The 11,850-nt window shown below is 63.0% G+C and carries 10 protein-coding genes and 3 pseudogenes; 3 read left to right on the top strand and 10 right to left on the bottom strand.

What is annotated here, in order from left to right; translation table 11 throughout:
* The 5 genes and pseudogenes from NKT35_RS24335 to NKT35_RS23985 form a co-directional block, all read right to left on the bottom strand.
* A partial coding sequence (locus NKT35_RS24335; RefSeq protein WP_505190948.1) for a hypothetical protein occupies positions 1-185 on the bottom strand: 185 nt, incomplete at its 3' end.
* 93 nt (positions 186-278) lie between these two features.
* Positions 279-1,717 (bottom strand): annotated as a pseudogene (hrpA, locus tag NKT35_RS24000) (ATP-dependent RNA helicase HrpA); the annotation flags it as partial.
* Positions 1,714-2,502, bottom strand: a complete 789-nt coding sequence (locus NKT35_RS23995) for a GTP-binding protein (RefSeq protein WP_254297766.1) — start codon at positions 2,500-2,502, stop codon at positions 1,714-1,716. The gene NKT35_RS23995 and the pseudogene hrpA, both read right to left, overlap by 4 nt.
* Positions 2,490-3,395: a DUF1826 domain-containing protein gene (locus NKT35_RS23990; protein ID WP_254301433.1), complete on the bottom strand. Its 906-nt coding sequence runs from the start codon at positions 3,393-3,395 to the stop codon at positions 2,490-2,492. Before NKT35_RS23990 ends, NKT35_RS23995 begins: the two co-directional genes overlap by 13 nt.
* Positions 3,380-3,697: a hypothetical protein gene (locus NKT35_RS23985; protein WP_254301435.1), complete on the bottom strand. Its 318-nt coding sequence runs from the start codon at positions 3,695-3,697 to the stop codon at positions 3,380-3,382. The genes NKT35_RS23990 and NKT35_RS23985 overlap by 16 nt, the downstream gene beginning before the upstream one ends.
* Positions 3,698-4,043: 346 nt before the next feature.
* Here NKT35_RS23985 and NKT35_RS23980 point away from each other — a divergent pair, with 346 nt between their 5' ends.
* Positions 4,044-5,177: an XAC2610-related protein gene (locus NKT35_RS23980; protein WP_254297765.1), complete on the top strand. Its 1,134-nt coding sequence runs from the start codon at positions 4,044-4,046 to the stop codon at positions 5,175-5,177.
* Complete coding sequence (locus tag NKT35_RS24330; protein ID WP_505190939.1) at positions 5,098-5,433, top strand: XAC2610-related protein; 336 nt, start codon at positions 5,098-5,100, stop codon at positions 5,431-5,433. The genes NKT35_RS23980 and NKT35_RS24330 overlap by 80 nt, the downstream gene beginning before the upstream one ends.
* 656 nt (positions 5,434-6,089) lie before the next feature.
* Here NKT35_RS24330 and NKT35_RS23975 read toward each other — a convergent pair.
* The 4 genes and pseudogenes from NKT35_RS23975 to NKT35_RS23960 form a co-directional block, all read right to left on the bottom strand.
* Entirely contained in the window at positions 6,090-6,944 is an 855-nt protein-coding gene (locus NKT35_RS23975) for a hypothetical protein (protein WP_254297764.1), read from the bottom strand.
* Positions 6,908-7,459, bottom strand: coding sequence for a hypothetical protein (locus tag NKT35_RS23970; protein ID WP_254297763.1), 552 nt, complete (start codon positions 7,457-7,459; stop codon positions 6,908-6,910). Before NKT35_RS23970 ends, NKT35_RS23975 begins: the two co-directional genes overlap by 37 nt.
* 562 nt (positions 7,460-8,021) lie before the next feature.
* Positions 8,022-8,271, bottom strand: a pseudogene (locus NKT35_RS24325) (methyl-accepting chemotaxis protein); the annotation flags it as partial.
* A gap of 989 nt (positions 8,272-9,260) precedes the next feature.
* Positions 9,261-10,046 (bottom strand): DeoR/GlpR family DNA-binding transcription regulator, encoded by a 786-nt coding sequence (locus NKT35_RS23960; RefSeq protein WP_254297762.1) that lies wholly within the window; start codon positions 10,044-10,046, stop codon positions 9,261-9,263.
* Here NKT35_RS23960 and NKT35_RS23955 point away from each other — a divergent pair.
* Positions 9,969-10,948, top strand: a pseudogene (locus NKT35_RS23955) (HAD family hydrolase). The gene NKT35_RS23960 and the pseudogene NKT35_RS23955 sit on opposite strands and share 78 nt — an antisense overlap.
* Positions 10,949-11,031: 83 nt before the next feature.
* Here the strand turns inward: NKT35_RS23955 and NKT35_RS23950 are convergent.
* The gene (locus NKT35_RS23950) at positions 11,032-11,847 is read right to left on the bottom strand and encodes an alpha/beta fold hydrolase (protein WP_256493423.1); all 816 of its coding nucleotides are present in this window, start codon (positions 11,845-11,847) and stop codon (positions 11,032-11,034) included.
* Between the last annotated feature and the right edge of the window lie 3 nt (positions 11,848-11,850).

The following is an 11,850-nucleotide window of genomic DNA, read 5'->3' as shown; positions in this document are numbered from 1 at the left end:
GACCAGCTGGCGATTGGTTTTCTTGTGCTTGAGCGCGTCGGCGAAGAAGTCCCACAGATGCAGGAAGGACAGGAAGTCCGACTTCTCGTCGTTGAAGCGCGCCTGCGCTTCTCTGCCGCATCGCGCGCCTCGAACGGCCGCTCGCGAGGGTCTTGAATGGACAGCGCGGCGGCGATGATCAGCACTTCGCGCGCGCAGTGGTAGTCGCGGCCGGCCAAGAGCAGGCGGCCCACCTTCGGGTCCACCGGAATGCGCGCCAGCTCCTTGCCCACCGGCGTCAGCTCGCCTTGCTCATTCACCGCGCCCAGCTCGGTCAGCACCTGATAGCCGTCGGCGATCAGGCGGCTGGACGGCGCCTCCAGGAAGGGGAATTCATCCACCTTGCCCAGCCGCAGCGCCGCCATGCGCAGGATCACCGCCGCCAGGTTGGAGCGGACGATTTCCGGATCGGTGAAGGCCGGGCGGGCGTTGAAGTCATCCTCGGCGTACAGGCGCACGCAGATGCCGGACTCGACGCGGCCGCAACGGCCGGCGCGCTGGGCGGGCCGCCGCCTGCGAGACCTTCTCCACCTGCAGCTGCTCCACCTTGGCGCGCGGGCTGTAGCGGTTGATGCGGGCGAGGCCGGTGTCGATCACGTATTTGATGCCCGGTACGGTCAAGGATGTTTCCGCCACGTTGGTGGCCAGCACGATGCGGCGGCCCGACGGTTTGAAGATCTTCTGCTGGTCCTCGTTGGACAGCCGCGCGAACAGCGGCAGGATCTCGTAGCCGCGGATGCCGGACTTGCGCAGTTTCTCAGCCGTCTCGCGGATTTCGCGCTCGCCGGGCAGGAAGACCAGCATGTCGCCGGAGCCCTGGCGCGACAATTCGTCGGCGGCGTCGACGATGGCGTCTTCCATCTCCATCTCGCGCTCGTCCTCGTCGCGCTGCTTCAGCGGCCGGTAGCGCACTTCCACCGGGTAGGTGCGGCCGGACACCTCGATTACCGGCGCGCCGTCGAAGTGTTTGGAGAAGCGGTCGGCGTCGATGGTGGCGGAAGTGATGATGATCTTCAGGTCCGGGCGGCGCGGCAGCAGCTGCTTCAGATAGCCGAGCAGGAAGTCGATGTTCAGGCTGCGTTCGTGCGCCTCGTCGATGATGATGGTGTCGTAGGCTTCCAGGTAGCGGTCGGTTTGCGTTTCCGCCAGCATGATGCCGTCGGTCATCAGCTTGATCACCGATTTTTCCGACAGTTGTCGTGAAGCGCACTTTGAAGCCGACGTGTTCGCCAAGCGTCGAGCCCAGTTCCTGCGCGATCCGCGTCGCCACCGAGCGCGCGGCCAGCCGGCGCGGCTGGGTATGGCCGATCAGGCCGAACACGCCGCGGCCCAGCTCCAGGCAGATCTTGGGCAGCTGGGTGGTTTTGCCGGAGCCGGTCTCGCCGCAGATGATCACCACCTGGTTCTTGTCTATCGCGCCCTTGATGTCGGCCAGCTTCTGGTTGACCGGCAGCGCGTCGTCGAAGCTGGGCTTGGGCAGATGGGCGCGGCGCGCGTCGGCGCGGCTGCGCGAGCGTTCCGCCTGGCTGGCGATGTCGGCCAAGAGCTTGTCGGCGGGCTGGTTTTTCTTCAGCCGGTCTGCGGCGTCGGCCAGTTTGCGGCGCAGGATGTGGCGGTCGCGGATCAGGCAGGAGGACAGGGCGGATTTCAGTTCGGCGAGGCGGGCGGCAGGTGTCATCGGCTAAAGAACGGAGGATTGCGTAAACCGCCGATTATAACAGAGCGGGCGGCATGAGGCCGTCCGCTTGGCTGCTCAAACGCCGGCTTCTTCCGCGTCAACCGCCCACTGCGGAAGGGGTCGTCCAGCGTTTGCCAGGCAGCCATGCCGCGCGCCATCTCGGCGTCGCTGAGCAGACAGGCGTCGAAGGCGGCGACCAGCGCCTGCCGGTCCATGGCCATGCCTATCAGCACCAGTTCCTGCTGGCGGTCGCCGAAGGGCTCCTGCCAGCGCGAGCGGATCAGCGCCAGGCTATCCTCGTCGGCCGGCCATTCCTCGCGGTCCAGCGCCGCCCACCACAAGCCGGCGCAGGAATGGCGCGCCACCGCGCCGGCCTGCGACCACAGACCAGCGAACTGCGGCCGGCTGGCCAGCCAGAAATAGCCCTTGGATCGCACCACGCCCGGCCATTCCCGGCCCATCCATTGCCACAGCCTTTGCGGTGGAACGGCCGCCGCGCGCGGTAGACGAAGCTGTCGATGCCGTAGGCTTCGGTTTCCGGCTGGTGTTCGCCGCGCAGCTCCGCCAGCCAGCCCGGCGCTTCGGCGGCGGCTTCGAAGTCGAAGCGGCCGGTGTCGAGCACGCGATCCAGCGGTACGCGGCCGAATTCGCTGCAGACGATCGGCACGCGGGTTCAGCGAGCGCAGGATTGCCTGCAGCTCGGCCAGCTGTTCGGCGTTCGCCAGATCGGTCTTGTTCAGCACGATGACGTCGCAGAATTCCACCTGCTCGATCAGCAGATCCACCACCGTGCGCGTCCTCGTTGCCCAGGCTGGCCTGCCGGTCCCCCAGGCTGTCGCGCGAGGCGTAGTCGCGCAGGAAATTGCAGGCGTCCACCACGGTCACCATGGTGTCCAGCCGCGCCAGATCGTCCAGGCTGCGGCCTTCCTCGTCGGAAGGTGAAGGTTTCGGCCACCGGCAGCGGCTCGGAGATGCCGGTGGATTCGATCAGCAGGTAGTCGAAGCGGCCTTCCGCGGCCAGCCGGCGGATTTCCAGCAACAGGTCCTCGCGCAGTGTGCAGCAGATGCAGCCGTTGCTCATCTCCACCAGCTTTTCCTCGGCGCGCGACAGCTGGGCGCCGCCTTCGCGCACCAGCCGGGCGTCGATATTGACCTCGGACATGTCGTTGACGATCACCGCCACGCGCTTGCCTTCGCGGTTGGCCAGGATGTGGTTCAGCAGCGTGGTCTTGCCGGCGCCTAGAAAGCCGGACAGCACCGTTACCGGCAGCTTGTTCATGTTTGCTCCTTGGGAAGGGGGGAAGGGTTTACCAGATGGCGTCCAGCGCCAGCAGCACGCGGGGCTGGTCCGGCGCCGGCGGCGGGAGCGATGGATGGCGCCGCCGCGCGCGCCCGGCCATTGCGAGCCTTTCAGCAGCAGCACCGAGAACGGCGGCGCGCGGCCGATGGCCGCGGCATCGAGAATCAGGCCCGACTGCTCGTCGGCCAGGCCCTGGGCAGCGGCGCCCAGTTGCGAGCGATCGGCGGCGGCGTCGGGCAGCCATTCGGTGCCGGGGCCCTGGTAGCAGCACAGCAGGCGCAGCCCCACCCGGTCTGCGTGGAAGCGTGGGCACATCGCCTGCCGCAGCACTTCCAGCCGCGCGCCGACGCGCGGACAGCCGGTCAGGGTGGCGTACAGTTCGCAAAGCCAGGCGATGTCGGCTTGCAGCGCCGCGCGGCCGGCAGCTCGGCCAGTGGCAAGTCGTGGGTTTCGCCTGGCGTCAGCACCCGCCGCCAGCCCAGGCCCAGCCGGCCTTCGAGTCCGGCGCGGCTCAGGTAGCCGGCGATGTCGGCGTCGGGCGGCCGGCGGTACAGACACAGTTCGGCCTCGGTTTCGAAGATGGCGGCGAGCACGGCCAGGTTGTCGGAGGCGTGCTGCGTTGCCGTTGCGTGGGTGGCTGTCATGAGGGGAGGTGAGAATGATTTTGGAAATGTTATCATTACATAAAATCAAAGTAAAGTTATAACATAACAAATAGGTAGCGCCAGACCGTTTCCGGTGATGGCGCGCAAGGATGCAAGGGCTCCCCGCCTGGCTATAGCCTTGGAAAGGCTGACGGCGCGGCAGGGGATAGGCCTGCTTGCGGCGATATCACACGGCCTTCTTATGCATCCTGCAGCCGCTGGCGCGCGCATGCGGGGCTGAAAATCGTTTGAGCGCGCAGTTTTCTGGACTGTTTTCCCCACGCTAGCTGGGGCGTGGCCGGCTATGCGATATGCGGCTTTTATGCAATGCCGCGTGGCAAACGGTATAGTGCGCGTGGCTGAAATATCGATTGGAGAGTGTATGCGCGCGCTGTTGTTTGGACTTGCTCTGGCGATGGGGCTGGCTCATGCCGAGGGTTTGCTGGCGCCTGGCATCTACCGCCTTAATGAGCCGGCCGCGTGGAGCGCGCCGCGCACTCCGGATGAAACGGAGCTGAAACGGCGCTTTGTCGATATGCCGGCGCTGCCGCCATCGGCCAAAATCCGTTACGCGGTGGTGGCCAAGGGAGAGAAACAGAATACGGTGTTCTTTCTGGCGGCCCCTGGGTGGGACGGGAGAGAGTCCGCAGAGAGAATTTGCCGGGCCTATGGTTTTCCGGATTGGCATGACTATGCATCCGATCGGCCTATCTGCAGCGGCGACCCAGGCCGAGGCGAGCCTAGCGTGAGTCGGCAGGGAGACTTATTGTCCCTGGACTGGCCCGAGCTCAATGACAGCGAACAGGGCGAGCGCATTCAACCTACCCGCAAGCCGACTGGCGATGAGCAGATCGCTTGCATGCTCGACAATTGCAATCCTGAGGCTTTTGGGCGGTGGATTCGCCATGAAAAGGTGACGCGCCGTCATTCCGACTTTTCTTTGCTGCAGTCGCGGGACTACCGCGACATCCTTTATCTGTCGGGCTCCACGGCTTTGCATCACAGCGCCGACGCCTCAGGTTTTACCGAATCGTTGCCGCAAGACAGTTTTGCCGCGGTGCTGGCCGTGGACGGCGACTGGCTGAAAGTGGATGCTTTTGATCATGAGGGGCGGGCCAAGTCAGGCTGGATTTTGCGAGCGGACGCCTTGGGCGGCCAGTGGGTGGAACAGGCGGCGCGCCATCCTCGCTTTCGTTTCCGCGTTTTGTTGAGCGAAGGAGACGAGAACGGCTTGGACCGCCTGCCCTTGGCTATCGAAGCGCGCGACAGGCGCAGCGGCAAGGTGGCCCAGACGCTCTACGACATCAGCGCGATGGAGTCGCGCAGCGCCGATGAGGATGTCGTTCAGCTGGTCGATGTCAACTTTGATGGCGAGCTCGATCTGCTGGTGTTGGAGCAAGCGGGAGGCGCGGGGCCGAACGACACGCATAACGTTTATGTTTTCAAAAAGCGGACGGGGCGGTTTGAGCGCAAACGCCAAACTGTCAGAGTTGCCGCAATTGCAGATAGACGCTAAACGCAAGCGCATCTTGTCCGCTTCGCGGGGAGGCTGTTGCAGCCATAGCAGCGAAACCTATCGTTATTTCCAGGGCCGCCTCACCCTGGTGTCTTCTTGGGATGAGTCTCTGAGCTACGACGATGGCGGCTCGGTGATGGTCACGACGGAGCGGCGGCTGGTCAAGGCAAATGGCGGACCAAGATTCATCGCGAAAGAATGTGAGGCGATGGATCGCCGCTGCGGCTGTCAGCATGGGAAAGGGCTTCTGTCGTAGATTTCAGTTTCACGCAGCTGACGCTTTCTCCAGTGGCCAAGTTTTTGCCGGAGCCGGATAGCCAGTATTCGTTTATTTCCCTTTGCTGCAGATAGCTGTCATCGGGGGAAGCGATAGCGGCCGATGGTTATGTCGCCGCAGGTTTGCGCCAGCAGGAAAACCATGCGGCGCTGGCCATTCAGCCGCCGCCTCTGAATGTAGTTCAGTTTGAAGCCATCGACTATTTGTGGCTTTTGACAGCGGATTTCAGGGCTCGCGTTGCGACAGCGTCCACGGTTCGTCGTCGCCATCATTGCGGGAGAGTTCGGTGGGCAGGCTCCAATGCCCGCCCAGCATGGTTTGCAGCGCAGGCAGATCCAGATTGCAACCGGTAAAGGGCCAATAGTAAGGCTCGTTATCGCGCTGTTTCAGCGGCAGCTCGAATGTCGCGTTGGTCGAGCATGCCCAGCCGCGATGGCTTGTGGTTTTGCCAGGGTGGCCTCGAGATTTTTCTTGTCCAGGCCGGGTATAACGTTTGTTCCAATTTCAGGATGGAAAGCGAACCCCATTGGATTGGGTGCTCGCTTGAGCCATCGCTTGCCTTTTTCCAGAACCAATATCCGCTGGTGCGCACGAGGCTGCCTGCGGGAAAATGGGCGCCAAAAGCATTGAAAGCTTTAGCGCTGCGTTGCCAGTCGGTGGATGGCGCGGGGTTCTTGAATCGCATCGATGATTGGAAGCAGCGTGAGGCTGAGGGCCGTTAGCAGCGGCGATAAGAGAATAAAAACAAGTCGCTTGCCTTTAGGGATGCCGATCCAGGTCAATGCCAACAGCGCGAGAGCGGCTATGGCTGCGTGATGGATCAGATTCAGGATGAAGACGCCAAGGCCGATGCCATCGCCGGAGCCGTGATTGGGCGCATCCATTTTGAATTGGAAAAAGAATATGCCTGTCACAATCAAAGAGATAAGCGCGTAGCGCAATAACAGCTCTTTGGGCGATAGGACTGACGGGGTTTGCGAGGGCTGTGAGCTGGAGCTGGGCATGATTTGTTTTTTCAGATCGATGATGGGAAGCGCTTTAGCGTTTTTCGCGCGGATGTTTGAGCGCGGTGTCGGCTGTTTTTTTTCGTCTTGGCAGGGCTTCGCCAGAGCGCTATCCCCCTCTGGGAGAAAGCGAATGGATTGGCGCAAGTCGGGGAACAAGCAGCACCAAAGCAGCATGCTGCCAAGCGCGCAAGCCAGCAAAACGGCAAGCAAGGGCCACGATCTTTGCAGCAAGGGCTGATGTGTATCCATAGACAGGCAAACCGCAGTCAGCAGGGCCCCCGATGCCAGCAAAGATAGCGATTGCATGCGCATGGGGGCGCGCATGGGACGCCAATCGACCGGATTGACTCGCGCGGCGACAAAGACATCGGCCGCGAAGCGAAAACCGGGTTTCGAGGCCAGGCGCAACAGCAAGGCGCGTTTAAGCTCCTCGCCATTGGCAAAGGTCAGGCGGGAGAATCTCTGCCACGGGATGCGTTGCATTTTGATTTTCGCCCTGGGCGTTTCCGGCGCCAGAAAACCAGATCCCGCGCGATGGATTTGCTGGTGGAGAACAGGGTTTCCACATCGCATCCGCCGTCAGGAGATGGAACGATTTCAGACCAGGCGATAGACGTATCCTGGCGCGCGCCAGCAAGCATCCACGAGCAAGGCGTGCGGATATGCAATCCGCTGTCGCTCACGCTGAGTTCATGGTGCAGAGGACGGCGCAAGCGCCTGAGGATGGCGTAAGCAGATCCTAAAAGCAGCGCGCCGATGAGGAGCAAGAGAAAAATCCCGATGGCGGGTTTGCCTTGCATTTCCGGGAGCAAGAGTAGGGACCAGATGCCCAGGCCGATCAATGCGAAGGTCAAGCCGACGGCCAGATGATAGGCGCGCAAGCAGGCAATATTGGGTTGGCCGCGTATTTCGCCGGACAGCGCTTGGATGTGTTGAAGGGGGAGGGGCAGCAACTGGTCGCTTTCGGCGGCTGAGCGCTGGCGCTTCGAGGAAGGCATTGTGGCGAGGCGGGATGTGGATGGAAGTGCAGGCTAGGGCGGGAGCCATATTCTGTCAATACACTGGACTTTGTTATAAAGCGAGCGCAACCACGGCCGGTTGCCTGAGTGATGGCCGTGCGCGGCTTGGCGGCGTGATGTCCACCGCCAAGCCGCGTGCGGTTTCAATGGTATGCGGGCCGGGGAATCGCGGATGAAGATGACAAGGCGTCTTGACGACTTACGGCTTGGTGCAGTTTGTCCATCTGTTCGTCCAGTTGGCGGATCGCCTCGGCGATGTTGCGGGTTTCGCCGGACAGGCTGCGCGTGGATTCGCCCACCGCCACGATGTCCCCGGCGAATTGCGCGAAGCCCCTGGTTCTGATTGCTTTCCGCTTGCGAAACCTGATCAAGCAGGCCGGCCAGTTGGCTGGTTTCGCGGATGATGCCGGACAGCTTGCTTTGGGCGTTTTGCGCGTGGTCGCGTCCCGCCTGCATTTGCTGGTTGCCGTCGCGCATCGCCACGATGGCCAGATTGGTGCGTCGACGATCAGCTTGATCTTGGTTTCGATGTCCTGGGTGGCGTTCTGGGTGCGCTCGGCCAGCTTGCGCACCTCGTCCGCCACCACGGCGAAGCCGCGGCCCATTTCGCCGGCGCGCGCCGCCTCGATGGCGGCGTTGAGCGCCAAGAGATTGGTCTGGTCGGCGATGTCGCGGATCAGCTGCACGATGCCGCTCACCTCGGCGCTGCGCTGGCCCAGCTCTTCCAGCTTGCCGGCCGCGTGGCCTATCACTTCGCCGGCGCGGCCCAATTGGCCGACCGCCTGGTCCATCGCCTTGCCGCCTTCCTGCGCAGCGCCGCCGGCGGTTTGCGCCAGTTGGGTGGCGGTGGTGGACTGCTCGGCGTTTTGGCTGGTCACCACCGCCATCTGCTGCGCCACCACCACCATGTCTTCCGAGCGTTCCTGCTGCTCGGCCATGGTCTTGGCCATGCTGCCGGTGCTGGCGGCGATCTGGCGGCTGGCGCCGGAGGCGTCGCGGATGGACAGGCTGATCTGCTCCATCATCTGCGCCAGCGCCTGGCTGGCGCGCTCGGCGTCCTGGCGGGCGGTTTCCAGTTTTTCAAAGCTCTTGGCCTTGGCCTTGTCGAAGGCCAGGGCCAGCACCAGCACCACCAAGGACAAGCCGGCCAGAGATTTGGCCTGCAGCTTGGGCAGTTCCTCGCGCGGCAGCGGGGTGGGCGGGATGGCGGCTATGCCGGACAGCCACATCACCGCGCCGACCGCGGCCAGAGACATCGCCAGCCAGAACATGCCGGAGCGGCGGGTGCCGATGAAGACGGCGGTAAACGGGATGGCCGCGAACCACATCAGGCTGGTGGACAGGATGCCGCCGTTGACGAACACCATCCAGCACACCATGGCGTACATGCAACTGGTGATGAATTCGGCGGTGAGGCGCACCGCGCCGCTCAGGCGCAATAGAAAAGGGCCGCACAGCAGGCCCAGGCCGCCAAGGGCGATGCCTTCGGCCATCGGATAATGGCCCAGCATCAGGTATTCGACGGCGAACAACGGCGCCATCAGGCCGGCCAAAAGACCGACGCCCACCACGGTTCGGGCGCGGATGGCTTGCTCCGGCGCCTGTCGGACGGTGTCCGGTATGAACCATTCTGTGATGGCCTGTATCGACATGGTTTCCCCTCCAAGGATGTTCCAGATGGAAAAGCACGCTGATTTGTAAGGTTTTATCGTAAGCGCGCTCCAAGCGCACTTTAAAACAATTGTTTGATTCTAGGCAATATTGCCATTGGAATAAAAACTCAGTCGGCGAGCAGGACGGGCACGCCGCCGGCGCTTAAATGCGACAGTCTGACCGGATCGGCGTCCGGCTCGGCGATCAACAGGCCGATGTCGCCCAGCGGCGCCACAGCGAAAGGGGAGGCGGTATCCAGCTTTTCATTGGTGACGGCCAGGATGGTTTGGCCGCACTGCTCCACCAGCATGCGCTTGAAGGCCGCCTCTTCCGCCATGACGGTGCCGACGCCCAGCTCGCGGTCCACCGAGCAAGTGCCGAGGAAGCAAATGTCGGGATGCATGGATTGCAGCATGCGGGTGGCTATGGTGCCGGCGGTGTCGCCGCTTTTGTGGTTGAGGCTGCCGCCCAGCACCAGCACTTCCAGTTGTTTCTTGCCGAACAGCTCCGCAGCGATGGGAATGGCGTTGGTGGCCACGGTCAGCGGCAGGTCGGCGGGCAGGGCGCGGGCGATTTCCAGATTGGTGGTGCCGCCGTCAAGGAACACGAATTGGCCGGGCCGCAGCTGGCGCACCGCGGTGGCGGCCAGGCGGGCCTTGCGGACAGGGTGTTCGTGGCGGCGCTGCTCAAAGCTGGTGTCGATGGGGCGCAGCGCGATGGCGCCGCCGTATACCCGTTGGCATACGCCGTTGGCGGCCAGTTCGCGCAGATCGCGGCGGATCGAATCCTCTGACACGCCCAGGGTAGCGGCCAATTCGCCGGCCAGCACCCGGCCATGCTGCAGCAGTTGCTGGCGGATGTATTGATGGCGGTCCGAGGGCAGGCCGGAGGCGGGTTGGCGTTCTTTGCGCATGATGTGGGCTCTAAGCGGGAATGCGCGGATGTTGCACGATTATGCCTGGTTGGTCAAAGATTTCGTGCATGTTCTTGCATGGTTGTGCATAATGATGCTTGTTCTGCAATAGGAGTGGACGCAATGAAACTGATGGTTTCCGATCTGGATGGCACGCTGTTGAACGAAAACTCGCAATTGGCGCCGGAAACGTACGCCGCCTTGCGGCAAGTGGCGGCCAAGGGCATCGCCATGGCGGTGGCGACCGGTCGGCACGAGCGTCAGGTGCGCAAACTGTGGCCGGACGATTTGCCGGCGGTGCCGGTGATCAGCGCCAACGGCGCGCGCGTGCATCTGGCCGACGGCAGCCTGTTGTTTCAATCGCGTCTGTCCCAGGATCTGATCAGCCGTTTGCTGCGGCCTGAGCTGGTGAGGGATACGGAGTTGGGCGTGTATCGCGACGACTGCATCATGGCTTACCACAGCAAGCGCGAATATAGCCATTACACCGGCCAGGTGACGGAGATAGATGATCTGGCCAGTTTCGCCGCCGATGACGTGTCCAAGGTGATTTATTGCGGCACGCCCGAGCAGCTCAAAGAGGTGGAGCGGGACATCGCGCGCGATTTCGGCGACGAGGTGTCCATGACCTATTCCACATCTGCTATCTGGAGGTGATGGCGCCGGGCGTCAACAAGGGCAGCGCGCTGGCTCTGCTGCTCAAGCATCTGGGCGTGAAGGCCGAGGACTGCGCCGCCTTCGGCGACAACCTGAACGACGCCGAGATGCTGAGCCTGGCCGGCATGCCCCACATCATGGCCAATGCCCATCCGGGCTTGCTTCAGCGGGTGCCGAGCGCGACGGTTATCGGCCATCACGCCGCGGGCGGCGTGGCCAAGCGGTTGTTGGAGATGTTGGCATAGGCGCATTTCGACGCTTTGCGCCCAATGGTTGCCCCGCTCTTGCTTGCAAGGCGGGGTTTCTTTTTTTGGAGGGGGTGGAGGGATTAAGTCAATCGCTGCGCGAACTGGGTAAACTCCGCCGCGACTTGGCCTGGCGCTTCAAACCACGGGAAGTGCTCTGCGCCCTCGATTAGCGCGTGGCGCACATTGGCGCCTTGGTAGGCGCTGTCTTGCCATAGCGACTGATCGACGATCCGGTCCTCGCTTCCGGAAAGAATCAGCACCGGCAGCTGGGACGGCCACCAGCGGGCTTGGTATTCCGCATCGAAATGTTGGCCGGACCACTTCATGGCTGCCACATTGTATGACAAGGTTTCCAGCATGGCGCGCCCGCTGGCGAGCGACGCCGGAGAGAAGTTCCAGGGCGCGGCGGCTAGTGTCAGCCGCTTAAGCGTTTCGGCGCTAGGATTTTGCGAGTAGGCCTCGAAAGCCTGGCCAACCTCGGGAAGCGGATGCTGCTCGCTGGTGCGGGCGAAGCGCGCTTGCCAGCGGGCATCGGGCGCGGAGCTGATCAGCACCATGCCTTGCAGCAGGGGCTCAAGCTCAGGCGTCGACAGCAAATACATCCCGCCGGTGGAATGGCCCACGAATACGCAGTGGGGAAGGGCGCGGGCCGCTTCTCTGATGACGCCTGGCCAGCGCTGATAATCTTCCGGCTGGCCGGTGTTGTTGCCGTCTCCGGGCAGGTCCACCAGCCAGACCGCGCCGTCAACGTCCAGGCAAGAGGCCAGCGAAGCCAAGCTCTCAGAGCCTAATCCAGGGCCTCCTGGCAGCAACAGCCAGTTGTGTCGGCCTGGGCGATTGGAAACGCGGCGCAGACGCACGCCTGATTCTGTGTGGAGGGTTGAGCGGTTTTCCATTTT

The sequence above is a fragment of the Chromobacterium sp. IIBBL 290-4 genome (assembly GCF_024207115.1).
Taxonomy (GTDB): Bacteria; Pseudomonadota; Gammaproteobacteria; order Burkholderiales; family Chromobacteriaceae; genus Chromobacterium.
This window is presented reverse-complemented; position numbering and strand designations above follow the sequence as displayed.

Coding starts and splice junctions, on each gene's coding strand:
- NKT35_RS23980 (WP_254297765.1), top strand. CDS start 4,044: ATGCGCGCGCTGTTGTTTGGACTTGCTCTGGCGATGGGGCTGGCTCAT.
- NKT35_RS23950 (WP_256493423.1), bottom strand. CDS start 11,847: ATGGAAAACCGCTCAACCCTCCACACAGAATCAGGCGTGCGTCTGCGC.
- NKT35_RS24330 (WP_505190939.1), top strand. CDS start 5,098: ATGTTTTCAAAAAGCGGACGGGGCGGTTTGAGCGCAAACGCCAAACTG.
- NKT35_RS23975 (WP_254297764.1), bottom strand. CDS start 6,944: ATGCAACGCATCCCGTGGCAGAGATTCTCCCGCCTGACCTTTGCCAAT.
- NKT35_RS23960 (WP_254297762.1), bottom strand. CDS start 10,046: ATGCGCAAAGAACGCCAACCCGCCTCCGGCCTGCCCTCGGACCGCCAT.
- NKT35_RS23970 (WP_254297763.1), bottom strand. CDS start 7,459: ATGCCTTCCTCGAAGCGCCAGCGCTCAGCCGCCGAAAGCGACCAGTTG.
- NKT35_RS23985 (WP_254301435.1), bottom strand. CDS start 3,697: ATGATAACATTTCCAAAATCATTCTCACCTCCCCTCATGACAGCCACC.